This is a genomic window from Pseudomonas sp. LBUM1657 (assembly GCF_059716075.1).
The window spans coordinates 1,441,600-1,464,726 of record NZ_CP166799.1; the positions used below are offsets into that span (position 1 = coordinate 1,441,600).

Sequence of the window (23,127 nt, forward strand, 5' to 3'; positions counted from 1 at the left end):
GCCGTTCACCCGCCTTGGGTTGCAGCCGATCGACTTTCTTTATGCAGCCGTGTTGTGCAAAGTCAGGCTATGTAGCCCCGGTGTCATCGCCATGAAGCTTTGGTGATGCTTATATGACAGCCCACAAGGAGCCTCTAATGCCCTGGCAAACCCTGTTGAACCGCCGTGATCGCCTGCCCGCCAACCCGGACCTGGGCGAAGGATTCGCGACCTTGCTGCACCAGATAGGCACGGTCACGCCGTTTGAGCTGGCAGTGCTCGGTGGACGGTTGATGGCAACACCGGGGCTGGCGTTTCTGGTGGGGTATCAGGCGGCGTTGCGCATGCTCTGGCCGAGCGCGCCACTGAGCCTCGGCGCCTTGTGCGCCACCGAGCAGCGCAGCCTGCGGGTGGCGGATATGCAGACTCGCCTGAGTGGTTTGCGCCTGAGCGGGCGCAAGGATTTCGTCACCGCCGGCGATGCTGCCGACTGGCTGCTGATCGCGGCCCGCAGTGAAGAACCCGGCGAGACCCCGCGCCTGAGTCTGGCGGTGGTCTTTCCCGATGAACCGGGCGTGCGTGTGGAGAAAACGCCGGCGATCCCGTTGATGCCGGACATCAGCCACGGCCGGCTGTTTCTCGATGGCGCGTTATGCGAATTGCTGGCGGGGGACGGCTGGGATGCTTACGTCAAACCGTTCCGCACGCTGGAAGACATCTATGTGCTGAGCGCCATGACGGCCTGGCTGTATGGCGTCGGTGAGGACAGCGACTGGCCGCAATCTTTGCAACTGCGCTTGCTGGCGCTGCTGGCCGGGTGTTCGGAAGTCAGTCGGCAGGCGCCGAATAACCCGGCCGGGCATGTGTTGCTGGGGGGATTGTTTGCGCAGTTCGATGGGCTCAAGACCGAGGTGAGTGAGGCATTGGCCGGCGGACCGCCGCACTGGGCGGCGATGTGGACGCGGGATCAGGCGGTGATGGATTTAGCGGCGGGCGCGCGGGGCAAGCGGCTGGCCAAGGCACTTTCTGGATCTTCACTGAATTGACGGGCCTCTTCGCGGGCACCCGCTCCCACATTTAACCGAGTGCCTCCAGAAAGAATGCAATCAAATGTGGGAGCGGGTTTGCTCGCGAAGGCGTCGTCATGAGCGACACCCATTCCAAAACTGTCATGAAGCTCGACTAGGCTCTGCAGGTTAATCCCCAAGAGCCTCCACCATGTTCAAAGGCTGGTCCCCGATTTTCATCCTGCTGCTGAGCCTCACAGCCCACGCCGAACACTGGCCCGCCGAGCAATGGTCTACCGGCCCGACCATCACCGGGCCGGCGCTTCAAGCCTTGGAGAGCTACGCCTTCCCACCCCGTGATGACACCACCCGCCAAGGCATCCGCACCGATGCCTTGTTGGTGATCCGCGACGGGCAGTTGATCTACGAACGCTACGCCGGCCCAACCACTGCCAACACGCCGCACCTGACCTGGTCGATCAGCAAAAGCCTGATGGCCACAGTCCTGGGCGTGGCCTATGGCGAAGGCCTGTTCAAGCTCCAGGACCCGGTGCGGAAATTTTATCCACCGCTGGAAAAACACCCGTCCCTGACCATGGCCAATCTGCTGCACTGGGCCTCGGGCCTGGACTGGCAGGAAGACTACGAATACGCACCGTTGAAGTCCTCGGTGGTGGCCATGCTTTACACCCGAGGTCACCAGGACATGGCTGCATTTACCGCAGGCCATGACGATTACGCCAAGCCCGGTCAGGCATTCCGTTATTCCAGCGGCGACACCAATTTGTTATCCGCAGCGCTGAAAACCATCGTCGGCCCAAGTCGCTATCCAGACTATCCATGGACGGCGTTGTTCGACCCTTTGGGCATTCGCCGCGCCGTCTGGGAAACCGATGCCACGGGCACTTTCGTCGCGTCCTCCTACGCCTACCTGACTGCCAGGGACCTGGCACGAATCGGCCTGTTGATGGCCCGCGAGGGGCGTTGGGGCGAGCGCCAATTGCTGCCAAAGGACTGGGTCGCCCTCACTCGTGAGCCATTCGCCCGCTATCAAGCCAACCAGGACGACGCGGTGCCTGGGGGGCACTGGTGGCTCAATCGCACGGTGGATGAGGCGGCACAACCCTGGCCCGATGCGCCCGCCGATACCTTCGCCGCGCTGGGTCATTGGGGGCAGGCGATGTACGTGATCCCCAGCGAAAACCTGGTGATCGTCCGCTATGGCGATGACCGCGACGGCACCTATAAACACAACCAGCTGCTCAACCTTGCGCTCAAGACGTTCGCCGCGAAGGTGCAACCATGACCCGTCGAAGTTTTGTTCGTCGCCGACCGTTCAGCACGCTGCTGTTGATTCTGCTGATCGCCTTGCTCGGCTGGGGCTGGCACGAGCGGGTGGCGCTGTGGGCGTTTCCGGACATCATCAGTGCCTACACCGCCAAGGAGTATTGCTCGTGCCGCTACGTGATGAATAACGACGCCGAGTATTGTCACAGCTACGTGAAGCAGTGGCTGCCCACCAGCGGTTTTACCGATGACGTCGCGACCAAACGCGTAATGGTCAGTGGCGTGGGGCGCAGCAACAGCGCCGTGTGGGTCGGCGAGCGCCAGGGATGTCGCCTGATTCCCTGAGCGCCAGCGGCTACAAGTTTGCAATTGACTCACGGACGGTTAAGGTTCGCTCAGGTTTATCTGCCCCCACGAGTTTCTATGTTCAACCGCTCCCTCTGCAAAACCCTCGCCCTCGTGCTCTTGGCTGGCGCCACACTGCCGGCCCAGGCCAATTGGTATCTGGACGGCGAGTCCTCTCGGCTGTCGTTTATCAGCACCAAAGACACCAACATTTCCGAAGTGCAGCGCTTTCTGGTGCTGCACGGCAAGGTCAGTTCCAAGGGCCTGGCTGAGGTGGAAGTCGAGCTGGAGTCGGTGAACAGCGGCATCCCTTTGCGCGACGAGCGCATGCGCAAGGACCTGTTCGAGATCCAGACATTTCCCGAAGCGTTGATCACCGCGCAAATCGATCTGCGCCCGATCAACGACCTCGCGCCCGGTGCGCAACTGGAGTTGCGCCTGCCGCTGACCGTCAACCTCCATGGCAAGCAACACCAATACAACGCCGAATTGCTGGCGACCCGTCTGGATGATCGACGCTTTCAAGTGGTGACGCTCGAGCCGGTGGTGATCAATGCCGCGGATTTCGACTTGGCACCTGGTCTGGAAAATTTGCGCAAGGTCGCCGGGTTATCGGCGATCAGTCTGTCGGTGCCGGTGGGTGCGGTACTGATTTTCACGGCGCGCTGACATGGCCGGTGCGATCTTTCCCTGGCGTGAAGGCAACCGCTTTGAACTGCTGATTGACGGCCCGGAGTTCTTCCCGCGGATGCTGGTCGCGATTGCTCGCGCCGAGGAACAGGTCGAGCTGGAGCTGTATCTGGTGGAGGCGGGCGCCTGCGCCGAGGCCATGGTTCAGGCATTGGTCCAGGCCGCCGAGCGTGGTGTGCGCGTGCGTTGCCTGTTCGATGATTACGGCAGCCTGGCGTTCACCCTGACCCTGCGCCAGCGCTTGATGGCCGCCGGTGTCGAACTGCGTTTCTACAATCGCCTGAGCTGGCGGCGCTGGGTGGGCAACTTTTACCGCGATCACCGCAAGCTGTTGCTGGTGGATCAGTGCATGGCAGTGGTTGGCGGCACCGGGGTCACAGATGAATTCTGGACGCCGGGCGAAGACACCAGCGAATGGCACGAAGTGATGGTGGAAATCACCGGCCCTTTGGTCATCGACTGGCAGTTGTTGTTCGACCGCCAATGGATCGCCAACCGCCATCGGCGCGCCTGGAAACCCGCGTCGCATTTCGGCTTGCCGCGTCTGCCGCGCGTGCCGTCCATGGGCGAAGGCATGGGCCGGGTGGCCTACGCCGACGCCCGTCAGCACCGGGACATTCTGCAATCGCTGATTCGTGCATTGAACAGCGGCCAGCGGCGGATCTGGCTGGCCACGCCGTATTTCCTGCCGACCTGGAAAGTCCGTCGCTCACTGCGCCGCGCGGCCTCCCGAGGCGTTGACGTGCGCTTGTTGCTGACCGGGCCACGCACCGATCATCCCTCCGTACGTTACGCCGGGCATCGCTACTACCCGCGACTGCTCAAGGCCGGGGTGAAGATCTTCGAGTACAAACCGTGTTTCCTGCACCTGAAAATGGTCCTGGTCGATGACTGGGTGAGCATCGGCTCGTGCAACTTCGATCACTGGAATTTGCGCTTCAACCTGGAAGCCAATCTGGAAGCGCTGGACGAGGGACTGACCCAGGCGGTGGTGGCGAGTTTCGACAAGGACTTTGCCTTGAGCCAGGAAGTCAGCCTCGAGGCATGGCAACGCCGCCCGCTGTGGCGACGGGTCAAGCAAAGGGTGTGGGGCTGGGTGGATCGGCTGGTGGTGAATCTGCTGGATCGGCGGGGCTGAACCCGACTTTTCAAACACCGCAAACCCAATGTGGGAGCGGGCTTGCTCGCGAAGGCGGTCTGTCAGTCACATCATCGATGACTGACACTCCCTCTTCGCGAGCAAGCCCGCTCCCACAGGTTTTTGTGTTGCCTGAAAAGTTACAGCAATTCAAAGCTCTGCTGCGTCACGTCCTGGGAATCCAGGCCGATCTGCACATTGAACTTGCCCGGTTCTGCGCCGTACTTGAGCTGGGCGTTGAAAAACTTCAGGTCGTCTTCGGTGATGGTGAAGTGCACGACTTTCTGTTCACCTGCCTTGAGCATGATTTTCTGGAAGTTCTTCAGTTCCTTGATCGGGCGGATCATCGAACCGGTCTCGTCCTGGATGTACAGCTGCACCACGGTTTCGCCGTCACGCTTGCCGGTGTTTTTGAGCATGACGCTGGCGTCGAGCTTGCCGGTCTTGTTCAGCGTGGTCGATGACAACGCCATGTCGCTCAGGCTGAAATCGGTGTAGCTCAGGCCGAAACCGAACGGGTAAAGCGGCCCGGTCGTGTCGTCGAAATACTGCGAGGTGTAGTTGCCCGGCTTGCCCGGCGTGAACGGCCGGCCAATGCTCAGGTGGTTGTAGTAGGTCGGAATCTGGCCCACCGAACGCGGGAAGGTGATCGGCAGTTTGCCCGACGGGTTGTAGTCGCCGAACAGCACGTCGGCGATGGCGTTGCCGCCTTCGGTGCCGCTGAACCAGGTTTCCAGGATCGCGTCAGCCTGTTCCTTCTCTTCGAGAATCGACAGCGGACGGCCGTTCATCAACACCAGTACCAGCGGTTTGCCGGTGGCTTTCAAGGCCTTGATCAAGTCGCGCTGGTTGGCCGGGATGTTCAGGTCGGTGCGGCTCGACGATTCGTGGGACATGCCACGGGACTCGCCCACAGCGGCCACCACCACATCGGCCTGTTTGGCGGCTTTCACCGCCTCGTCGATCAGCACTTGGGCCGAACGCGGATCGTCCACCACTTCCGGTGCATCGAAGTTGAGGAAGTTCAGGTAATCGAGGATTTTCTTGTCGCTGGTGATGTTGGCGCCACGGGCGTAGATCAGTGTCGATTTATCTCCCAGCGCATGGGTCATGCCGTCGAACAGGGTCACCGATTGTGCCGGTCGGCCAGCGGCAGCCCAGCTGCCCATCATGTCGATCGGCGCCTTGGCCAGCGGGCCGACCAGGGCGATTTTCGCGGTTTTCTTCAGTGGCAGGGTTTCGTTCTGGTTTTTTAGCAACACCAGGCTGCGACGCGCGACATCGCGGGCCTCGGCGCGGTGCAGGCGGCTCTCGGCGTAGGTGTCGACCGGGTCATCCTCGGCCTTGCCGATTCGCAGGTACGGGTCCTTGAACAGGCCCATGTCGTACTTGGCGTCCAGCACGGCACGCACGGCGTTGTCGATGTCGCTCTGCTCGATTTCACCGGCCTTCAGCAGCCCTGGCAGCTCCTTGCCGTACAGGGTGTCGTTCATGCTCATGTGGATGCCGGCCTTGATCGCCAGCTTCGCCGCTTCGCGACCGTCGTGTGCGACGCCATGTTTGATCAGCTCGAAAATCGCCCCGTGGTCGCTGACCGCCAGGCCCTTGAAACCCCATTCCTTGCGCAGCAGGTCGTTCATCAGCCAGGTGTTGGCGGTGGCCGGCACGCCGTTGATGGAATTCAGCGCGACCATCACCCCGCCAGCACCGGCGTCGATGGCGGCGCGGTACGGCGGCAAGTAGTCCTGGTACATCTTGACCGGGCTCATGTCGACCACGTTGTAGTCGCGACCGCCTTCCACTGCACCGTACAAGGCAAAGTGCTTGACGCTGGCCATGATGCTGTCGGCCGTGTTCGCGCCCGTGCCCTGAAGGGCCTTGACCATCACGCCGGCGATGCGCGACACCAGATAGGTATCTTCGCCGAAACCTTCGGACGTGCGGCCCCAGCGTGGGTCGCGGGAAATATCGACCATCGGCGCGAAAGTGATGTCGAGGCTGTCCGCCGCGGCTTCCTTGGCGGCGATGCGCCCGGACAGACCGATGGCGTTCATGTCCCAACTCGAGGCCAGGGCCAGGGGAATCGGGAAAATGGTGCGGTGGCCGTGGATCACGTCATAGGCGAAGAACATCGGGATCTTCAACCGGCTGCGCATGGCCGCGTCCTGCATCGGACGGTTTTCCGGGCGGGTGATCGAGTTGAACGTGCCGCCGATGTTGCCGGCCGCGATTTCCTTGCGAATCAGCTCGCGAGGCATTTCCGGGCCGATGCTGATCAGGCGCAGTTGGCCGATCTTTTCATCGAGGGTCATCTGCTTCATCAGGTTGCTGATGAAGGCGTCCTTGTTTTCCAGAGGTGCGGGCGTCGTGGCGGCCAGTACGTTATGACTGGCCAGGCTGACGAGCAGGCCCAGCAAACACAGCTTCTTCATGAATAGTTTTCTCAAAGGCCTAAACGGCAGTGAATACGCGCCGGTCAGCCAAAATTTAGGGAGCGACTATTGTTGTTCAGGTAAATGCAGCAAACTTCTGCATTCATGCTTGTGAGTCAGTAGTTCTGAATCATGTTTCAACGCTGGGGCATCTTTTAGCCCATCGGCTCGATGCAATCCAGTGGGCGGCGGCAGATTATGCCCCAAGAGTCCGGTCAAAGGGTCGCAGGTTGTTTTTCAACGGAATGTGCAAGGGAGCATCAACCAAATGAATGTACGACACCATTATCGGTCGAGCCTGCAGGTTGCAGCCTTGATGTGGCTGACCTCACTGCTGGCCGGCTGCGGCATCAACAATATTCCAACCCTCGACGAACAGGCCAAGGGCGCCTGGGGCCAGGTGCAGAACCAATACCAGCGCCGTGCCGACCTGATTCCCAACCTGGTGGAAACCGTCAAGGGCTACGCCCAGCATGAGCAAGAAACCCTGACGGCGGTGATCGAAGCACGGGCCAAGGCAACGTCGATTCAAGTGGATGCCAGCACCCTGGACAATCCGGAAAAACTCAAGCAGTTCGAGCAGGCCCAGAATCAATTGACCGGTGCCTTGAGCCGTTTGATGGTGGTCTCCGAGCGTTACCCGGACCTCAAGGCCAATCAGAATTTCCTGGCGTTGCAATCGCAGCTCGAAGGCACTGAGAACCGCATCGCCGTGGCGCGTCGTGACTTCATTCTCGCGGTGCAGAAGTACAACACCGAAATCCGTACATTCCCCGGCCGCCTGTGGCACACGGTGATGTACAGCGATCTGCCGATCCGCGAAACCTTCGAGGCCACCAGTCCCGATGCGGAAAAAGCGCCAGAAGTGAAGTTCAAGTAAGCAGCGGGACGAGTTTGAAGCGTCACCACGGATGAGGTTGCCAATGCGCGTGTTGAAAGTGGGCCTGGTGCTGATGTTCTGGGTGTTTGCCCTGGCAGCCCAGGCCGAGTTGAAGTTTCCGGAGCTGACCGGACGGGTGGTGGATAACGCCCAGATGATCGAGCCTGCCGTGCGCGAGCAGCTGACGCAGCAACTCCAGGCCCACGAAAAAGCCACCGGCGAGCAGCTCGTGGTGGTCACGTTGCCGGATTTGCAGGGCAACGACATCGCCGACTTCGGTTATCAGTTGGGGCGCCACTGGGGCATTGGCCAGAAAGACAAGAACACCGGCGCTTTACTGATCGTCGCGCGCGATGATCGCAAGCTGCGGATCGAAGTCGGTTATGGTCTGGAGGATCGCCTGACCGATGCGCAGAGCTCGGTGATCATTAATCAAGTGATCACCCCGGCATTCAAGGCCGGCAATTTCAGCAAGGGCATCAGCGACGGCGTCGCAGCGATGCTGGTGGTGCTGGGCGGCAATCCGCTGGACGAGCCGTCCACGGTGTATGACTCCGGCGGTAATCAGGAAGATGACTTCTTTTCGCGCCATCCCGGATTGTTCGTGTTTCTGGTGATGCTGTTCATCCTGACGATTTTCGTCTGCCAGATGCTCGGCATCCTGCCCAGCGGCGGCGGTAGCAGTCGCGGCGGTTCGGGCGGTGGTTTCGGCGGTGGCGGTTTTGGTGGCGGTGGAGGCGGGGGCTTCAGCGGCGGCGGGGGCAGTTTCGGGGGCGGCGGTTCCTCGGGCGGCTGGTGAGAATGTGCAGGTAAAAACAATAGCGAGCAGGCATTCATAAACATGGCATTACTGACTGAACACGAACAACGCAAAGTCGCCGAGGCGATTGCCCGGGTCGAGCGTGACACCGACGCCGAACTGGTGACGGTGCTGGCGGCCCGCGCCGACGACTATGCGTACATCCCGCTACTCTGGGCCAGTCTGCTGGCGCTGGTGGTGCCGGGTATCGTGCATTACCTCACCGGTTGGCTGACCATGCACAGCCTGCTGCTGGTGCAATGGATCACCTTCATCGTGTTGTGCCTGGTGTTCCGGATTCCGAAAGTCACCACCCACCTGATCCCGCGCTCGGTGCGTCACTGGCGTGCGTCGAACCTGGCACGTCGGCAGTTTCTGGAGCAGAACCTGCACCACACCGTCGGCAGCACCGGCATGCTGATTTTCGTCTCCGAGGCCGAGCGCTATGTGGAGATTCTGGTGGATGAGGGCATTTCCAAGCGCCTGGATAACAAGAACTGGGATGCGATCGTCGCGGCGTTCACACAGCAGGTGAAACAGGGCCAGACCTTGCAGGGATTTGTCAGTTGCGTCGAGGCGTGCGGTGAGTTGCTCAAGGTGCATGTGCCGGTGACGCATGTGCGCAATGAATTGCCGAACCGGTTGGTGGTGCTCGGCTAAGCGCGGTCCTGGGCCGATTATGTATCCCTCGACGCTACAACTGCCGCGCATTGTCTGAGTGCGGGCCTCTGTTCAACATCTCTCTCTAACAGCGAGCGCCTGCGACGGGCGTTCTGACGAAGAGGGAGTTCTTATGTCAACGCATCAAACGCTCGACTCTTTTGCTTGTGCCGCGCGTAGTGGCGGGGCAAATACACCGTCGGCGCGGCTGACGGCGAAGGAGATACAAACCCTGACGTGGTGTTCACAAGGCAAAACGTCCTGGGAAATCGCCAGAATTCAGAATTGCTCGGAAGCCACGATCAATTTTCACTTCTCCAACATCCGGCGCAAATTCGACGTCAGATCCCGCAGTGCTGCCTTGCTCAAAGCCATTGAGATGGGCGTCATTTCGGTAGGAGAGGGCGCCCATGAGCCTGACTGATTCGACTTACAACAGCATCGGCGGACTTTTGCTAGGGCTGGGTATCTCGACGCTACCCGCGATAGATGGCGAGGCACTGTTCGGTGCCGCGCTCGGGGCGTGGCTCGTCACGACCACTCGCACGAACTACAAGGCCTGGCAGCGGATCGGCTCCTGGATACTGTCGGCGGGCGTGGGCTATCTGTTTACCCCGGTTGCGTTGCCGCTGGCGCCTTTCCTGACCGCAGGCGTGACCGCTTTTCTCTGCGCGCTGATCGTCATTCCCGTCAGCATCAAACTCATGCAGTGGATTGACGGTGCCGGCCTGGGCGAAATCGTTCGACACCTGAGGGGGCGGGGATGATGGGGAATGAAATGATCGCGCTGGTCTTGATAACGGGTGTTGCTCATTTGCTCAGTGCGTTCAGGCTTGCCTGTTATCAGCGTGACGAGGCACATCATTGTTGGCGTGACGGACTATTGACCAGCCTGTGCGGAGGGGTGTTTTGCCTGGCCGGCATGGATGTATTGCTGACATTTGTGCCGGTGAGTCCATGGCATGCGGTCGTGAGTGCATTGTCATGTGCACTGATTATTCGCAGCGGCGGCAACATCATGTTCTTGTGGCATGCATTGAAGTAACGAAACTTCGAATTACATACACATTCATGTGTCATTCGAGTGTTGAAGTGTTGCCAGGATAGAGGTCATTTCCGCAAGTTTAAGTTCCATGTCGCGCAATCGCTTCTTTTCCTCCAATGCGTGTTGTATGGCACTGCGATCACTTTCGTTGAGCAATCTCCACAGCGCGAGAATCGTGTTTTCCCGTGTTGTGCTTTCTTGATTGTCTTCTGGGGATTCGTCAGGTGTATGCCGCAGGATCGGCCCTTCACCCAGCAGCAACCAATCAAGCGAGATGCCACGCGCTTGTGCAATGTCTACGCATAATGAGTATGGCGTGCTGTCGCGGCCTTTCCAGCTGCTGAGGGTTTGGGGGCTGATCTGCAGCGCGGAAGACAAGGAGGCATCGGTTTTTGTACCGGTGATCTGCTTTAGACGCGCCAGAACAGCTTGTGATTTTTTGCTACGCAATTTGAGCCTCTTCCTTTTGACATATGCTTTTTGAGTGCTTAATGTATGCGAAATGAGTATTTTTTTTCTTGTGAGTAATCAATCGTCAACTATGAATCAGAAGAATACGATGTCGAAACTTCCTAATGGTATCAGGGTGATTTCCTACGAGCTTGGTTCTTACCCATTACGCGGCTGCCTGTTGCACTTCCTTCTGTCTGGCAGACGTTTTTCGCAAGACCGGACCGGGGCGATCAACGCGTCAAGCAGTATTGCGTTTGATCAAGTCGATTACCACCAGATCACCGCCGGGAATCAAGCATGAGTACTTACAAAATGGTGTGTCCGCACTGCCTGAACCGGATGCGCATTCGCACCAGCGAGGGCCGTCATATTTTCCTGCGGGTGGCGTATTTGCAGTGCACATCGGAAGCCTGCGGCTGGTCGGTGCGGGCCGAGTTCGAAATGACCCATGAACTTTCGCCCAGTGGCATGCCCAACCCGGCCGTGCACTTGCCTTGCGCCAGCCCCGACCTGCGTCGCGCCGCCCGCCCTGTTGCGGTGAGTGACTCATCGACGCAAACACCACTGGAGTCGTGAAGTATGAAAGGAGTCGATGAGAACCAGGAATTGAATGAGGAGCTATTGGCCATCGCCGAGGCGTTTCTTTTCCGTCATGACAGCGATGGGGCGATGGATGATCAGGTGCTGTTCTGTCGCGCAGTGAAGCATTTGCAAGGTATTGATGTACCGATGCACATGGCGGAACGGCTGGTCAGCCATGCCTATGGAATACTCAAATCCAGCCACGATCGCCGGCGTCTGGACATCGCTGCGAGTTCCGAAACCGTCGCCGTGGTCACTGACCCGGCCAACGGCCTGACCTGGGCAGTGCCGGTGGGGCTGATTGTCAAATACGTCATTAATTCACCGACCAATCGTAAACTTCGACTGGTGGAACCTTAGGTTTGAGTGGGTGATTTCAGGTCTTGGGTGGCGTGACCGGGACCTGTCACAAAATAACTCCGTGCCCGAAACCCTCATCCCCCCTAAAATACCGGTCATTCCCGTTTCGCACCGCCCGAGGCCGTTTTTCCATGTCCGTCACCGCCACTCCCGCCAGCCTCGCGCCGGATCACCACGCCCAGTTCATTGATCTGCTGCAATCGAGTCTTGATCAAAACGCTTTCATCAAACTGGTGCTGGCCAAGTACGTCGGCACCGAGGCGGACCTGCAACGGCTGATTATCAAGCAGCTGACGGTGAAGGATCAGCCTTGCCTGTCTTTCGTTTATCGCTACAAGACGCGGGACATCACCAAGAACCTGCCGCTTGCCGAAGGCGTGGCGACCATCGCCGGGCTGTTACCGACGTCATTCAAAAATGCGCATTTATTGTCGCTGACCGACGAAGCCCAGCTCGAATACAGCAAAAAGGGCAAGCCGTCGCTGTTCAAGAGCAAACCTCAGCAATTGCGCGAAGTGCCGTCCGCCGAGCACAACCGCGAGAAAAACCGCTTCCTCGACTTGAGCCGGCCGTTTCTCGCCGACCTCGGCGTGACCAACAAGCAGCACGAGCTGATCCCGGCGATGTCGCGCAAGTGGAAGCAGATCAACAAATTCATCGAAGTCTTCAGCCATGCGCTGACCTCGTCACCGCTGGCCCTGGACAAACCGGTGCGCGTTGCGGATTTCGGTTCGGGCAAGGGTTACCTGACTTTCGCCATCCACGATTACCTGCGCAATACCTTGAAAGCCGAGGGCGAGGTCACCGGTGTCGAACTGCGTGAAGAGATGGTCAACCTGTGTAATGCCGCTGCCGCAAAACTTGAGCATCCGGGGCTGGTGTTCAAGTGCGGGGATGTGCGCAGTGTGGCGCCGAGTGAACTGGACGTGATGATCGCCCTGCACGCCTGCGACATCGCCACCGATTATGCGATTCACACCGGTATCCGTTCCGGCGCTTCGATCATCATGTGCTCGCCGTGCTGCCACAAACAGATCCGTCTGCAAATCCAGAGCCCGGCACTGCTCAAGCCGATGCTGCAATACGGTTTGCACCTCGGGCAGCAGGCGGAAATGGTCACCGACAGTTTGCGTGCGTTGTTCCTGGAAGCGTGTGGTTACGAGACCAAGGTCTTTGAGTTCATCTCGCTGGACCACACCAACAAGAACAAGATGATCCTGGCGGTCAAACGCGCCGAACCGGTTGATCCGGCCCGGCTGCTGGTGAAGATTCAGGAACTGAAGGATTTCTACCACATCAGCGAACATTGCCTGGAAACCCTGCTCCGAGCTGACGGCTACCTCTGATCCTGTGGGAGCGGGCTTGCTCGCGAAGGCGTTGGTTCAGCCAACATCTCTGTTGAATGTGAAGCCGCCTTCGCGAGCAAGCCCGCTCCCACATTGGGATTGATCGCAGTCTTGCGCCCCAACATCACCGTGACGATCACCCCGGCGGCAAACAGCCAGGTGATCGGCTCGACGTGTTCACCGAAGAACAACGCTGAAAAGGCGATGGTGAAGAAGATCTGCAGCAACTGGATCTGGCTGACCCGAGCGATGCCACCCATGGCCAGCCCGGCGTACCAGGCGAAGAACCCGATGAACTGCGAGAACAGCGAGACGTAACTGAACGCCCACCAGGTCTTGGCCGAAATCTCTCCCTGATGTTGCAGCGCCAGGTAAACCACTGGCCCGATCAGCAGCGGCGTCGACAACACCAGCGCCCAGCAGATCACCTGCCAGCCGCCCATCTCCTTGGCCAATCGGCCGCCCTCGGCGTAACCCAGGCCACCCACGGCAATTGCCCCGAGCATCAGCAAGTCACCGGCCTGAACACTGCCGGCCCCGCTGATCAACGCATAACCGAGCACCAGGGCGCTGCCCAACGCGGCGCAGGCCCAGAAAGCTTTCGACGGTCGCTCATGGGACAACCAGGCGGCATAGAGCGCCACGCACAGCGGCTGCAAACCGTTGACCAGTGCGCCGTGGGACGCCGGCAAGGTTTGCATGGCCCAGGCGGACAACACCGGGAAGCCAAGGATCACCCCGGCAATCACCAGCGTCAGGCCTTTGACTTGTTTCCAGGTGGGCCATTTTTCTCGACGCCACAGCAACAACATCGCCGCCGGCACCGCCGCGAACAGCGCACGGCCCAGGCCGTTGAGCAGCGGATGCAGTTCCTGCACGACGATTCGCGTGAAGGGCAGGGTGAGGCTGAAGATCACAACGCCGAGCAGGCCGAGGGCCATGCCGGTGTTTTCGCGCGAGGACATGATGGCAACCAGAATCGAGGGTGGCGGGAAGAGTCTTTATCTAGCCATAAATCAGCGCGATGGCGCTGTTACAGCTAGGTGCAGAGTTATCCGTACAGTTTGAGGGCCTCTTCGCGAGCAAGCCCGCTCCCACATTGGAATGCGTTCCCCTGTATGAGCGGGCTTGCTCGCGAAGAACGATGACGCCGTAGTAGCTGGTTATTACCCACCCCTGCAGATAAGGACTACCTTGAATACTCCTGCATGCCCACGTATTTCCCAGAGGAGTCCTCCCCATGGCAGCTAAAAAAATTCTGATGCTGGTCGGCGATTACGTCGAAGACTACGAAGTGATGGTGCCGTTTCAGGCACTGCTGATGGTGGGTCACACGGTGCACGCCGTTTGCCCGGACAAGACCGCTGGCCAGACCGTGCGCACGGCAATCCATGACTTTGAAGGCGACCAGACCTATAGCGAAAAACCTGGCCACCTGTTTGCCCTGAACTTCGATTTCGCCAACGTCGATGCCGCGGACTACGACGCGCTGCTGGTGCCGGGCGGTCGGGCACCTGAGTACCTGCGGCTGAACGAAAAAGTCCTGGAGTTAGTGCGAGCATTCGACAAGGCCGGCAAACCGATCGCCGCCGTGTGCCACGGTGCGCAATTGCTGGCAGCCGCGGGCATTCTCGAAGGTCGCGAGTGCAGCGCCTACCCGGCCTGCGCCCCGGAAGTGCGTCTGGCGGGCGGTACGTTCATCGATATCCCGGTGACGCAAGGTCACGTTCAAGGCAATCTGGCCACGGCTCCAGCCTGGCCGGCCCACCCGAGCTGGCTGGCCGGTTTCCTTGGATTGCTGGGCACCAAAATCACGCTGTAACGAGGGACCTGTCCATGTGCGAGCTCTACGTCAAAGCCGATCCGATTCTCTACGAATCGCGCTCCCGCTCGCTGCGCATCTGCGGGGTGGTGACCACCCTGCGGCTGGAGAATCAGTTCTGGGACATCCTCAGCGAAATCGCCGAGGTCGACGGCATGACCACCAACCAGTTGATCGCCAAGTTGTATGAAGAGGTGATGGATTACCGCGGCGAAGTGGTGAATTTTGCTTCGTTCTTGCGGGTGAGTTGTACCCGGTATTTGAGCCAGCGACGGGTGCAGACGCCGGAGTTGTCGGTGGTGCGTGCGGCGGTGAAGTAGACAGGTTTGTGTTAACCCGACCGGCCTCTTCGCGAGCAAGCCCGCTCTCACATTGGAATGCGTTCCGTTGTGGGAGCGGGCTTGCTCGCGAAGGCGCGGGCACAGGCGACAGAAACAGTAGGGTGGTCTTTACTCTGAAGCGCGAAACCTCTCAATTGCCAAGGAGAACGAGCATGTCCGGATGGTACGAAGTGAGTAAAAGCAGCAGCGGTCAGTTCCGGTTTGTGCTGAAGGCCGCCAACGCCGAAACCATTCTGACCAGCGAGCTGTACACCTCCCGCAGCGCCGCCGACAACGGCATCGCTTCGGTCCAGACCAACAGCCCGCTGGATGAGCGCTACGAGAAGAAAACCACCAAGGATGGTCACCCCTACTTCAACCTCAAGGCGGGTAACCACGAAGTGATCGGCAGCAGCGAGTCATACGCCTCGGCGGCTGCAATGGAAAAAGGCATCGCCAGTGTGAAGGCGAACGGCCCGAGCAAAGTGATCAAGGACAAGACTTTGCCGGTACTTTGAATCTGAACGCCCCTTCTTAAGCGGTCGCCAAATCATTGGCGACCGAATTCTGGCCAAGTGCCATCATTTCGATTATTCTCCGCGGCCACTACATGGAAGTGGTTGCCCAAGACCTCTTTCGTGACGTATTCACCGAAGAGAATTCCTTCCCATGCTCCGTTGCTTTGCCCTACTGACGCTGCTGCTCTGCCTGAGCGGTTGCCACAGCATGTCCCCGATTCACATCGACGACGAACTCACCCCAACAGCCGATTCCGGCGTGGCGTATCTGGTGGGCGTGGTCGGTATCTGGCCCAAGGCAGTCAACACCGCCCAGGAACAAATGCTGATGATTCGCCAGCGTGGCAGCGACAACTTTGCCACGGCGCGTCTGCACAACGAGTTTTATGCCCGCACGCCGCGAGACGTACGCGAGACCGGGCGCGGCATCGGCACACTGTTCGTCATGCCACTCAAACCCGGACGTTACGAGCTCTACAACCTGCGCTTCGATCGCGGGTCTTCGGTGTCCTGGAGCCGCGAAGATTTCACCATTCCCCTCCAGATTGAGGCCGGCAAGGCTTACTACATCGGTGATTTCCGCGCCGGCTGCGTGACCCCCGGAGACTCCACGTGCCTCTTTCTGCACAGCGATCACCTTGAGCGCGACGCGGCGTTGGTTCGGGCGAAATACCCACAAGTACCGGGTCTGCAACGGCTGGACCTGCCAAACCTGTACACGGCAACACCCTTTATCCGCGAAGAGAGCGGAGCGAGTGCGTCCGTTTACAAATCCATGCTTTCAGGAAAACTTTAATGCGCGTCAAGGTACTGTTTCTATGGCTGACCCTGCTGCTCGGCGGCTGTCAGGCCACCCATACGCTCAAGGCCCCCGAGGTTGATTACAACCAGCAACTGCCGGCAATCAACGTCAGCGTCCTCGGACTGCCGAGCTGGATGCTGCGCGACGAACTGCGCCGTCGCGGTACGTTTGACGAGGTAAAGGCTGGTCGAAGCGAAGACGGCTATAACGTGCTGGTGATTGCCAACAGCGACATCGGCGGGTTGCAGCCGCAGCTGTTCTTGAGTGCCTTCACGCTGTTTCTGGTTCCGGTGCCAGTGAGTTGGGACAGTACGGTGATCTTCAGCCTCAGCCATGGCAAAGAGGTGCTGGGTGTCTATACCGTGCGCAACCACAGCGAATCCTGGCGCGGCGCGTTCAACTCATCCGGTGGTCAGTTCGAGCACGTGCAGTTGATTGCAGACACCTTTATTGCGCAGGTATTGAAGGATCAGCCGTTCCACCGTGAAGCGATGAAAAAAGCAGCAAAACTGTAACTGTCGCGGATAAAAAATGTGGGAGCGGGCTTGCTCGCGAAAGCGGGGTGCCAGGCGACAACTTCGCCTACTGACACTCCCTCTTCGCGAGCAAGCCCGCTCCCACAGGTTCCGCATCGAGCTTGAATTTTCGCCTTAACGTAATGCGCTGATCAACGTTTGCAGCTGGCTGCAACCAGCCTCGCCCAACGGAAACACCGGCAAGCGTGGATCACCCACTTCCAGCCCGGTCAAACGCAAGCCGGCCTTGATGGTCGCCGGCAAGCCACCCTTGAGAATGAAGTCCAGCAACGGCAACTGGCGGTAGAACAGTTCACGGGCCTTGCTCAAATCGTTGGCCAATACCGCTTCGTACAGATCGAGGTTGAGCTGCGGGATCAGGTTCGGCGCCGCCGTGCACCAGCCTTTCGCACCTGCCGCAAAGGCTTCCAGCGCCAATGGATTGCAGCCGTTGTAGAACGGCACCTGACCTTCGCTGAGCCGTTGCAGTTGGTGCATGCGCTGGATGTCGCCTGTGCTCTCCTTGACCATGGTCACGTTCTCTACGGAGTTGACGATCCGCAGGATCAAGTCCACCGACATGTCGGTGCCGCTGGTGGCCGGGTTGTTGTAGAGCATGACCGGCACGCCGATGCTGTCGCCGATGGCGCGGTAGTGAGCGAGGATTTCCGCTTCGCTGAGTTTCCAGTAGGACGTCGGCAGCACCATCACCACGTCGGCGCCGTGGGCTTCGGCGAAACGTGCGCGGCGCACTGCCTTGGCGGTGGTCAGGTCGGACACGCTGACGATGGTCGGTACGCGTTTGGCCACATGTTTGATGCTGAATTCGCTGACCTGATCCCATTCCGCGTCGCTCAGGTAAGCGCCTTCGCCGGTGCTGCCCAAGGGCGCAATGGAGTGCACGCCGCTGTCGATCAGTCGGTCGATGGATTGCCCGAGCGCGTCGAGATCAACGCCTTCGCCATTGGCGGTGAAAGGGGTGATGGTGTAACCGATGATGCCGTGAATGGTTGGGGTAGACATGCTGTCTCTCCTATAAGGAATGAGTGGGTTCAGTTCAGGCAATCGGCGTGTTGACGCAGGTTTTGCCGAGCGTAGTAGTTGAAAGCGGCGGCGTGACGTTTTGGCCTGGCAATCCAGTCGTGGGCTTCACGGCCCAGCTCCGGGAGGATCGGCTTGATGGTCCCGGCGCTCATCGCCAGCAGTTGCAGTTTCGCGGCGCGCTCGATCAGTTGCGCAATGACACACGCTTCCTCGATGGTGGTGCCGGTGGACAATTGGCCATGGTGAGAAAGCAGGACCGCGCGTTTGTCACCCAAGGCGCCGGCAATCAGATCGCCTTCTTCATTACCGACTGGCACACCTGGCCAGCCTTCGAGAAATGCGCAGTCGTCATAGAGCGGGCAGAGGTCCATGTGGGAAATCTGCAGCGGCACTTCGAGCATCGATAGGGCCGCGATGTGGGTCGGGTGCGTGTGAATGATGCAGTTCACATCCGGCCGGGCGCGGTACACCCAACTGTGGAAGCGGTTGGCCGGGTTGGGCATGCCGTGGCCTTCAAGTACTTCCAGGTCTTCGTTGACCAGCAGCAGATTGCTGGCCGTGATCTCGTCGAAACCCAGGCCCAATTGTTGAGTGTAGTAGGTGCCGGGCTGCGGGCCGCGGGCGGTGATTTGCCCCGCCAGGCCGGAGTCGTGGCCGTTCTCGAACAGAATGCGGCAAGTCAGGGCCAGCTTTTGCCGATCGGTCCACGTATTATCCGCCAGGGTGTTTTGCATCTGGGTCAGCGCTTGCTTGACCAGTTGGTCTTTGGGTAGTGCTAATGTCTTCGCCATATCGGTGTCCTCTGGTTCGTACAACAGGCGTCAGGTTTGCCGGTCACCTGTTGCTCGCAAGGTCTTGGGTGAATGCAAATGACACAAAAAAGACTATATGACACAAGGTGTCATTGGCAAGCGCGAATCGTCGCCTCATTGATGGATTAATCGCTCTAAATGTCTATCCGTTTGAAATTACTCAGGAAAAAACTTGGCGTGACGCTGGAAGGCTTGGCCGAAAAGTCCGGCATGACCAAGAGTTATCTGTCAAAAGTCGAGCGTGGGCTGAACACGCCGTCGATCGCGGCTGCGCTGAAACTGGCCAAGGCGTTGAACGTGAAGGTCGAGGAGTTGTTCTCCGAAGACAATGTCGGCCTCGACAGCTACAGCCTGGTGCGCAGTGACGAACGCCAGTCCCTGGCCGCCAATGACCAGAGTCCCGGCTATGCAGTGCTGGCCCATCAGGTCAGTGAGCGCAGTTTGCTGCCGTTCATCATTTATCCGCCGAAGGAGTTCACCGACAAAGCCTTCAAGGAACACTTGGGGGAAGAGTTTTTGTTCGTCCACGAAGGGCAGGTGGAAGTGGACTTCATGAACGAGCGAGTGCTGCTCAATCGTGGGGATGCGCTGCATTTCAATGCGCAGAAACCCCACCGGATTCGGTCAGTGGGGGAGGTTCAGGCGCAGTTGCTGGTGGTGGTCCATAGCGCGGAAGAGTGAGTTGACTGCAAAAGCTTCGCGAGCAAACCCGCTGCCACATTGGATCTTTGTCGCGCTGAAAATCCCCTGTGGGGGCGGGCTTGCTCGCGAAGACGTCAGCCCCGTCGCCGCTAAACCTCGACAGGAACAGTGAGCTTCGGGGCTCCCAACGCATGCGTCTTCGAATCAAAAAACCGCAACTCAACCCCCGTTCCCTCAAACACCTTCGCGTAATGCCGCTTCTGATGCTGGATGAACGCCTTGCTGCGCGGGTAAATCGAGATCGCCACCGTCTTCGGTTTCGCCAGGCGCAAGGCATGGATGATGTGACTGTCCTGATCGCCCAGCGCATGACCAAAGAGGCACAACCCATCGCCATGACCCAATAACTGGTCGTAGCAGAACGACAGGTAATCCGAGCTGCGAATGGTCTTGAGCTTGTCCTGGGCCGGACCTTCGTTGACGAACAGTGGCACGTCGTCGAGGGTCTTGATCGTGTTGTTGATGGCGAAACTGCCAAGCAACGTGCCCTCGGTCGACATCAGTTTGCGCGCCGTGCCGTCCTGATTGCGTACCAGATGCAGGCCACCGTGCAGGTACAGCAGCCGGGTTTTATCGGTCGCCGTGGCGCTCAGGTCGAAGCTGGGTTCGGCGCCGTGGAACAGGTCGGTGATCGCGTCAGGCTTATGCTGGATCGCCCAATAGTTGAGCAGGTCATAGTTGGTGGTAAACACCGTCCGGTAGCAGCCGAGTTCCTGATTGATTGTCGCCAGGGTCGGCGCTTCAACCAGCCGCCACGGAATATGCACTGCGTGCACGGTGTTGATCAGCGCTTCCTTGATCGCGTAGTAGCGATTGCGCGGGGCCGCGGAGCTGACGGCCATGGCTTTGTTCACGCGACTGGTGATTTTCAGCGCGCTGAGCACCTGCTCGAAACTGCGCGTCTGCATGGCGTCGAACACGCTCAGCTCGGACTGGCTCAAGGGTTTCTCTTCGACGGTGCGGGCGTTTTCGAACAGCGAGTCGTAGCCGAAGTCGTCCCACACCGCGCGGCTGGCGCCGTTACCGACCAGCAGGCCGCTGAACGAAGCGGTGGTGCGCAAGGCGTTCCAGTCTTCAAGTTGGGCATCGACATCCTGGAAATCGGTCATTGCGTTCGTCGTCTCAAAGCAAAAGGTCTGATGGGCGGCGACTTTATCACGACACGGACTTGAGCCAGATCAAGTTACCGCACGACTGATGGGTCGATCCTGTGGGTACCCGCTGGATCGGCACCGCTGATTCGGCTCCCGTCAGGAGATCCGCTCATGAGCAGCACGTTTTTCATCCCCGCCGTGAACATCATGGGCATCGGCTGCCTGGACGAAGCCATGGACGCGATCGGCAAGTACGGTTTTCGCAAGGCACTGATCGTCACCGATGCTGGACTGGCCAAGGCGGGTGTAGCGAAGATGATTGCCGAGAAACTGGCGATGCAGGACATCGACTCGGTGATCTTCGATGGCGCCAAACCGAACCCGAGCATTGCCAACGTCGAGCTTGGACTGGGCCTGCTCAAGGAAAGTCGCTGTGATTTCGTGGTGTCCCTGGGTGGCGGTTCGCCCCACGACTGCGCCAAGGGCATCGCCTTGTGCGCGACCAACGGCGGGCAGATTCGTGACTACGAAGGCGTCGATCAATCGACCAAGCCGCAATTGCCGCTGATCGCCATCAACACCACTGCCGGCACCGCCAGCGAGATGACCCGTTTCTGCATCATCACCGACGAATCGCGGCACGTGAAAATGGCCATCGTCGACCGCAATGTCACGCCGCTGCTGTCGGTCAACGACCCGGCGCTGATGGTCGCCATGCCCAACAGCCTGACCGCTGCCACCGGCATGGACGCGCTGACCCACGCCATCGAAGCCTACGTGTCCACCGCTGCCAATCCAATCACCGATGCCTGCGCGCTGAAGGCCATTACTTTGATCAGCAACAACCTGCGCTTGGCCGTGCGCGACGGCGGCGACATGTCTGCACGGGAAAACATGGCTTACGCGCAGTTCCTCGCGGGCATGGCGTTCAACAATGCGTCCCTGGGTTTCGTTCATGCCATGGCCCACCAGTTGGGCGGTTTCTATGACTTGCCCCATGGCGTGTGCAACGCCGTGCTGCTGCCCCACGTGCAGAGCTTCAATGCCCTGGTTTGCGCCGATCGCCTGTGCGACGTGGCACTTGCCATGGGCGCCGACATCCGCGGGTTCAGCCCGGAAAAGGGCGCCCAAGCGGCCATCGCGGCGATCCGCAGCCTGTCCAAAGACGTGGAAATTCCCGCCGGTTTGCGTGAGCTCGGCGCCAAGCTCAACGACATCCCGATCCTCGCCACCAACGCCTTGAAAGATGCGTGTGGCCTGACTAATCCACGGCGGGCGGATCAGCGGCAAATCGAGGAGATTTTTCGCAACGCGTTTTAATCGGTACTACGACCCGGCGCGAGCATCACGCACAGCATCGCGCCCACCGCCAGCAAGGTGCATAACAGCGACAAGGGCCAGGCCTGGTGGCTGGCTATCAAGCTGGCCACCCCACCAATGGCCGCGGCCATCAGTTGGTGAATGAAACCGCTCAACGCCATGGCGTAAGCACCGCCGACGGGCGAACCGTCGTTGGCCAGGGACAGGCTGATGGGGTAGTTCAGAGACTGGCCGAACACCGCACCGCAATAGGGCAACCAGAACAGCAACGCGATCGAAGTGCCAGCGGCGCTACCCAATAACATGACTGTGCTGCCGGCCAGCACCAACCCCACGCCTGCGGTCATCAACCCGCGTTGACCGGTGCGCAGCACCAAACCATTGACCGCCAATGCCCCCAGAAAATATGCAGCGCTGATGGGCCAGCCCAATAAACCGTATTCCACTGCCGACCAGTTGAACGGCCCTTGCAGAATCAGCGGCGCCGCGGTGTTGAACGCGACGATCACCCCGTAACCAAGGCCACCGGTGAGGGCCGGTAACAGAAAGGCTCGATGCCGCAGAATGCGCCAGTAGCTCGGCCAGGCGGCCGACTGAACATGCTCCTCGACCAGCAGCGGGAACGTGATTCGCGCCACGACCATTGCCATCAACAGGCTCACACCCCCCAACCCGTAAAAGATCGCCGGCCAGCCCAGCGCTATCTGAATGAGCGATCCCAGGTACTGGCCGATACCCAGCGCCACCACAAAGGAAATCGATATCCAGGACAACGCCTTAGCCAGCAGGTCACCACGGAAACTGTCGCGAATCAACACCCGGGCCATGACTGAAACTCCACTGGCACCAATTCCCTGAACCAGGCGAAAAACCAGGAATGATTCAAGCGTCTGGCCCAGTGGCAGCGCGAGGTTGCCCACCCCATAGATACCAAGCGCCGCGAGCAACACCGGCTTACGGCCGATGCGCTGGCCGAGGCTGCCCCAGAACAACATCGGCAACGCCATGCCAATCAGATACACCGCCAGCCCCCATGACACCTGCGACGCGTTGGCGGACAGATCCCTGGCCATTTCCGGCAGTGCCGGCAGGTAAATGCTCATGCCCAATTGGGCGAGAAAAACCGTGCTGCAGGTGACGAGGAGGGTGGTGCTGCTTTTCATTGAATCTTCCTG

Annotated in this window: 28 protein-coding genes; 21 read left to right on the forward strand and 7 right to left on the reverse strand. The window is 59.5% G+C overall.

The window, feature by feature from the left end:
* Positions 1-137 precede the first annotated feature (137 nt).
* The 5 genes from ACA055_RS06470 (at position 138) to ACA055_RS06490 (ending at position 4,446) form a co-directional block, all read left to right on the forward strand.
* The gene (locus tag ACA055_RS06470) at positions 138-1,025 is read left to right on the forward strand and encodes an acyl-CoA dehydrogenase middle domain-containing protein (RefSeq protein WP_497682871.1); all 888 of its coding nucleotides are present in this window, start codon (positions 138-140) and stop codon (positions 1,023-1,025) included.
* Between the two features lie 172 nt (positions 1,026-1,197).
* A complete protein-coding gene (locus ACA055_RS06475; protein WP_497682872.1) occupies positions 1,198-2,292 on the forward strand; it encodes a serine hydrolase domain-containing protein in 1,095 nt (364 codons plus the stop codon).
* On the forward strand, positions 2,289-2,618 hold the full coding sequence (locus ACA055_RS06480) for an amidase (protein ID WP_497682873.1): 330 nt from the start codon (positions 2,289-2,291) through the stop codon (positions 2,616-2,618). Before ACA055_RS06475 ends, ACA055_RS06480 begins: the two co-directional genes overlap by 4 nt.
* Positions 2,619-2,696: 78 nt before the next feature.
* Complete coding sequence (locus tag ACA055_RS06485) at positions 2,697-3,287, forward strand: YceI family protein (protein ID WP_497682874.1); 591 nt, start codon at positions 2,697-2,699, stop codon at positions 3,285-3,287.
* A gap of 1 nt (position 3,288) precedes the next feature.
* Positions 3,289-4,446, forward strand: a complete 1,158-nt coding sequence (locus tag ACA055_RS06490) for a phospholipase D-like domain-containing protein (protein WP_497682875.1) — start codon at positions 3,289-3,291, stop codon at positions 4,444-4,446.
* A 140-nt stretch (positions 4,447-4,586) separates the two neighbouring features.
* Here the strand turns inward: ACA055_RS06490 and bglX are convergent, their stop codons facing one another.
* Positions 4,587-6,878, reverse strand: coding sequence for a beta-glucosidase BglX (bglX, locus tag ACA055_RS06495; protein WP_497682876.1), 2,292 nt, complete (start codon positions 6,876-6,878; stop codon positions 4,587-4,589).
* A 268-nt stretch (positions 6,879-7,146) separates the two neighbouring features.
* Here bglX and ACA055_RS06500 point away from each other — a divergent pair, with 268 nt between their 5' ends.
* The 6 genes from ACA055_RS06500 to ACA055_RS06525 all read left to right on the forward strand — a co-directional run bounded on the left by ACA055_RS06500 (position 7,147) and on the right by ACA055_RS06525 (position 10,262).
* Positions 7,147-7,758 carry a LemA family protein gene (locus ACA055_RS06500; RefSeq protein WP_497682877.1) on the forward strand — a complete coding sequence of 204 codons (612 nt, stop codon included), beginning with the start codon at positions 7,147-7,149 and terminating at the stop codon, positions 7,756-7,758.
* Positions 7,759-7,801: 43 nt separating this feature from the next.
* On the forward strand, positions 7,802-8,557 hold the full coding sequence (locus ACA055_RS06505; RefSeq protein WP_497682878.1) for a TPM domain-containing protein: 756 nt from the start codon (positions 7,802-7,804) through the stop codon (positions 8,555-8,557).
* Between the two features lie 42 nt (positions 8,558-8,599).
* Positions 8,600-9,217: a TPM domain-containing protein gene (locus ACA055_RS06510; RefSeq protein ID WP_497682879.1), complete on the forward strand. Its 618-nt coding sequence runs from the start codon at positions 8,600-8,602 to the stop codon at positions 9,215-9,217.
* Positions 9,218-9,350: 133 nt separating this feature from the next.
* Positions 9,351-9,641, forward strand: coding sequence for a response regulator transcription factor (locus ACA055_RS06515; RefSeq protein WP_497682880.1), 291 nt, complete (start codon positions 9,351-9,353; stop codon positions 9,639-9,641).
* Positions 9,628-9,984: a putative holin gene (locus ACA055_RS06520; RefSeq protein ID WP_497682881.1), complete on the forward strand. Its 357-nt coding sequence runs from the start codon at positions 9,628-9,630 to the stop codon at positions 9,982-9,984. The genes ACA055_RS06515 and ACA055_RS06520 overlap by 14 nt, the downstream gene beginning before the upstream one ends.
* Positions 9,985-9,995: 11 nt before the next feature.
* Positions 9,996-10,262, forward strand: coding sequence for a phage holin family protein (locus ACA055_RS06525; protein WP_497682882.1), 267 nt, complete (start codon positions 9,996-9,998; stop codon positions 10,260-10,262).
* Between the two features lie 24 nt (positions 10,263-10,286).
* Here the strand turns inward: ACA055_RS06525 and ACA055_RS06530 are convergent, their stop codons facing one another.
* Positions 10,287-10,712: a helix-turn-helix domain-containing protein gene (locus ACA055_RS06530; RefSeq protein ID WP_497682883.1), complete on the reverse strand. Its 426-nt coding sequence runs from the start codon at positions 10,710-10,712 to the stop codon at positions 10,287-10,289.
* A gap of 300 nt (positions 10,713-11,012) precedes the next feature.
* Here ACA055_RS06530 and ACA055_RS06535 point away from each other — a divergent pair, with 300 nt between their 5' ends.
* From ACA055_RS06535 to ACA055_RS06545, 3 genes are all read left to right on the forward strand, one after another.
* The gene (locus tag ACA055_RS06535; protein WP_497682884.1) at positions 11,013-11,291 is read left to right on the forward strand and encodes an Ogr/Delta-like zinc finger protein; all 279 of its coding nucleotides are present in this window, start codon (positions 11,013-11,015) and stop codon (positions 11,289-11,291) included.
* A gap of 3 nt (positions 11,292-11,294) precedes the next feature.
* Positions 11,295-11,657: a hypothetical protein gene (locus ACA055_RS06540; protein WP_497682885.1), complete on the forward strand. Its 363-nt coding sequence runs from the start codon at positions 11,295-11,297 to the stop codon at positions 11,655-11,657.
* 131 nt (positions 11,658-11,788) lie between these two features.
* The gene (locus tag ACA055_RS06545; RefSeq protein WP_497682886.1) at positions 11,789-13,003 is read left to right on the forward strand and encodes a class I SAM-dependent methyltransferase; all 1,215 of its coding nucleotides are present in this window, start codon (positions 11,789-11,791) and stop codon (positions 13,001-13,003) included.
* On the opposite strand, the gene ACA055_RS06550 is transcribed toward ACA055_RS06545, so the two are convergent.
* The gene (locus ACA055_RS06550; RefSeq protein WP_497682887.1) at positions 12,994-13,968 is read right to left on the reverse strand and encodes a DMT family transporter; all 975 of its coding nucleotides are present in this window, start codon (positions 13,966-13,968) and stop codon (positions 12,994-12,996) included. The genes ACA055_RS06545 and ACA055_RS06550 overlap by 10 nt on opposite strands.
* A gap of 275 nt (positions 13,969-14,243) precedes the next feature.
* Between ACA055_RS06550 and ACA055_RS06555 the strand changes: the two genes are divergently transcribed.
* The 5 genes from ACA055_RS06555 to ACA055_RS06575 all read left to right on the forward strand — a co-directional run bounded on the left by ACA055_RS06555 (position 14,244) and on the right by ACA055_RS06575 (position 16,980).
* Positions 14,244-14,825 (forward strand): DJ-1/PfpI family protein, encoded by a 582-nt coding sequence (locus ACA055_RS06555; RefSeq protein ID WP_497682888.1) that lies wholly within the window; start codon positions 14,244-14,246, stop codon positions 14,823-14,825.
* Positions 14,826-14,839: 14 nt separating this feature from the next.
* Positions 14,840-15,145 (forward strand): ribbon-helix-helix domain-containing protein, encoded by a 306-nt coding sequence (locus tag ACA055_RS06560; RefSeq protein ID WP_226298756.1) that lies wholly within the window; start codon positions 14,840-14,842, stop codon positions 15,143-15,145.
* 173 nt (positions 15,146-15,318) lie between these two features.
* Complete coding sequence (locus tag ACA055_RS06565) at positions 15,319-15,663, forward strand: YegP family protein (RefSeq protein WP_497682889.1); 345 nt, start codon at positions 15,319-15,321, stop codon at positions 15,661-15,663.
* Between the two features lie 151 nt (positions 15,664-15,814).
* Complete coding sequence (locus ACA055_RS06570; RefSeq protein WP_497682890.1) at positions 15,815-16,459, forward strand: hypothetical protein; 645 nt, start codon at positions 15,815-15,817, stop codon at positions 16,457-16,459.
* Positions 16,459-16,980, forward strand: coding sequence for a hypothetical protein (locus ACA055_RS06575; protein WP_497682891.1), 522 nt, complete (start codon positions 16,459-16,461; stop codon positions 16,978-16,980). Before ACA055_RS06570 ends, ACA055_RS06575 begins: the two co-directional genes overlap by 1 nt.
* A 135-nt stretch (positions 16,981-17,115) precedes the next feature.
* Here ACA055_RS06575 and ACA055_RS06580 read toward each other — a convergent pair whose 3' ends face one another.
* Together ACA055_RS06580 and ACA055_RS06585 are read right to left on the reverse strand one after the other, a co-directional pair.
* The gene (locus ACA055_RS06580) at positions 17,116-18,003 is read right to left on the reverse strand and encodes a dihydrodipicolinate synthase family protein (RefSeq protein ID WP_497682892.1); all 888 of its coding nucleotides are present in this window, start codon (positions 18,001-18,003) and stop codon (positions 17,116-17,118) included.
* Positions 18,004-18,032: 29 nt separating this feature from the next.
* Entirely contained in the window at positions 18,033-18,815 is a 783-nt protein-coding gene (locus ACA055_RS06585) for an aldolase (RefSeq protein WP_497682893.1), read from the reverse strand.
* Positions 18,816-18,974: 159 nt separating this feature from the next.
* On the opposite strand from ACA055_RS06585, the gene ACA055_RS06590 reads away from it, so the two are divergent.
* Positions 18,975-19,517: a helix-turn-helix domain-containing protein gene (locus ACA055_RS06590; RefSeq protein WP_497682894.1), complete on the forward strand. Its 543-nt coding sequence runs from the start codon at positions 18,975-18,977 to the stop codon at positions 19,515-19,517.
* 110 nt (positions 19,518-19,627) lie between these two features.
* Here ACA055_RS06590 and ACA055_RS06595 read toward each other — a convergent pair whose 3' ends face one another.
* Complete coding sequence (locus ACA055_RS06595; protein ID WP_497682895.1) at positions 19,628-20,647, reverse strand: DUF4917 family protein; 1,020 nt, start codon at positions 20,645-20,647, stop codon at positions 19,628-19,630.
* Between the two features lie 156 nt (positions 20,648-20,803).
* On the opposite strand from ACA055_RS06595, the gene yiaY reads away from it, so the two are divergent.
* Entirely contained in the window at positions 20,804-21,952 is a 1,149-nt protein-coding gene (yiaY, locus tag ACA055_RS06600) for an L-threonine dehydrogenase (protein ID WP_497682896.1), read from the forward strand.
* On the opposite strand, the gene ACA055_RS06605 is transcribed toward yiaY, so the two are convergent.
* Entirely contained in the window at positions 21,949-23,115 is a 1,167-nt protein-coding gene (locus ACA055_RS06605) for an MFS transporter (protein ID WP_497682897.1), read from the reverse strand. The genes yiaY and ACA055_RS06605 overlap by 4 nt on opposite strands.
* Positions 23,116-23,127: the final 12 nt, after the last annotated feature.

Coding starts and splice junctions, on each gene's coding strand:
- ACA055_RS06470 (WP_497682871.1), top strand. CDS start 138: ATGCCCTGGCAAACCCTGTTGAACCGCCGTGATCGCCTGCCCGCCAAC.
- ACA055_RS06475 (WP_497682872.1), top strand. CDS start 1,198: ATGTTCAAAGGCTGGTCCCCGATTTTCATCCTGCTGCTGAGCCTCACA.
- ACA055_RS06480 (WP_497682873.1), top strand. CDS start 2,289: ATGACCCGTCGAAGTTTTGTTCGTCGCCGACCGTTCAGCACGCTGCTG.
- ACA055_RS06485 (WP_497682874.1), top strand. CDS start 2,697: ATGTTCAACCGCTCCCTCTGCAAAACCCTCGCCCTCGTGCTCTTGGCT.
- ACA055_RS06490 (WP_497682875.1), top strand. CDS start 3,289: ATGGCCGGTGCGATCTTTCCCTGGCGTGAAGGCAACCGCTTTGAACTG.
- bglX (WP_497682876.1), bottom strand. CDS start 6,878: ATGAAGAAGCTGTGTTTGCTGGGCCTGCTCGTCAGCCTGGCCAGTCAT.
- ACA055_RS06500 (WP_497682877.1), top strand. CDS start 7,147: ATGAATGTACGACACCATTATCGGTCGAGCCTGCAGGTTGCAGCCTTG.
- ACA055_RS06505 (WP_497682878.1), top strand. CDS start 7,802: ATGCGCGTGTTGAAAGTGGGCCTGGTGCTGATGTTCTGGGTGTTTGCC.
- ACA055_RS06510 (WP_497682879.1), top strand. CDS start 8,600: ATGGCATTACTGACTGAACACGAACAACGCAAAGTCGCCGAGGCGATT.
- ACA055_RS06515 (WP_497682880.1), top strand. CDS start 9,351: ATGTCAACGCATCAAACGCTCGACTCTTTTGCTTGTGCCGCGCGTAGT.
- ACA055_RS06520 (WP_497682881.1), top strand. CDS start 9,628: ATGAGCCTGACTGATTCGACTTACAACAGCATCGGCGGACTTTTGCTA.
- ACA055_RS06525 (WP_497682882.1), top strand. CDS start 9,996: ATGATCGCGCTGGTCTTGATAACGGGTGTTGCTCATTTGCTCAGTGCG.
- ACA055_RS06535 (WP_497682884.1), top strand. CDS start 11,013: ATGAGTACTTACAAAATGGTGTGTCCGCACTGCCTGAACCGGATGCGC.
- ACA055_RS06540 (WP_497682885.1), top strand. CDS start 11,295: ATGAAAGGAGTCGATGAGAACCAGGAATTGAATGAGGAGCTATTGGCC.
- ACA055_RS06545 (WP_497682886.1), top strand. CDS start 11,789: ATGTCCGTCACCGCCACTCCCGCCAGCCTCGCGCCGGATCACCACGCC.
- ACA055_RS06550 (WP_497682887.1), bottom strand. CDS start 13,968: ATGTCCTCGCGCGAAAACACCGGCATGGCCCTCGGCCTGCTCGGCGTT.
- ACA055_RS06555 (WP_497682888.1), top strand. CDS start 14,244: ATGGCAGCTAAAAAAATTCTGATGCTGGTCGGCGATTACGTCGAAGAC.
- ACA055_RS06560 (WP_226298756.1), top strand. CDS start 14,840: ATGTGCGAGCTCTACGTCAAAGCCGATCCGATTCTCTACGAATCGCGC.
- ACA055_RS06565 (WP_497682889.1), top strand. CDS start 15,319: ATGTCCGGATGGTACGAAGTGAGTAAAAGCAGCAGCGGTCAGTTCCGG.
- ACA055_RS06570 (WP_497682890.1), top strand. CDS start 15,815: ATGCTCCGTTGCTTTGCCCTACTGACGCTGCTGCTCTGCCTGAGCGGT.
- ACA055_RS06575 (WP_497682891.1), top strand. CDS start 16,459: ATGCGCGTCAAGGTACTGTTTCTATGGCTGACCCTGCTGCTCGGCGGC.
- ACA055_RS06580 (WP_497682892.1), bottom strand. CDS start 18,003: ATGTCTACCCCAACCATTCACGGCATCATCGGTTACACCATCACCCCT.
- ACA055_RS06585 (WP_497682893.1), bottom strand. CDS start 18,815: ATGGCGAAGACATTAGCACTACCCAAAGACCAACTGGTCAAGCAAGCG.
- ACA055_RS06590 (WP_497682894.1), top strand. CDS start 18,975: ATGTCTATCCGTTTGAAATTACTCAGGAAAAAACTTGGCGTGACGCTG.
- ACA055_RS06595 (WP_497682895.1), bottom strand. CDS start 20,647: ATGACCGATTTCCAGGATGTCGATGCCCAACTTGAAGACTGGAACGCC.
- yiaY (WP_497682896.1), top strand. CDS start 20,804: ATGAGCAGCACGTTTTTCATCCCCGCCGTGAACATCATGGGCATCGGC.
- ACA055_RS06605 (WP_497682897.1), bottom strand. CDS start 23,115: ATGAAAAGCAGCACCACCCTCCTCGTCACCTGCAGCACGGTTTTTCTC.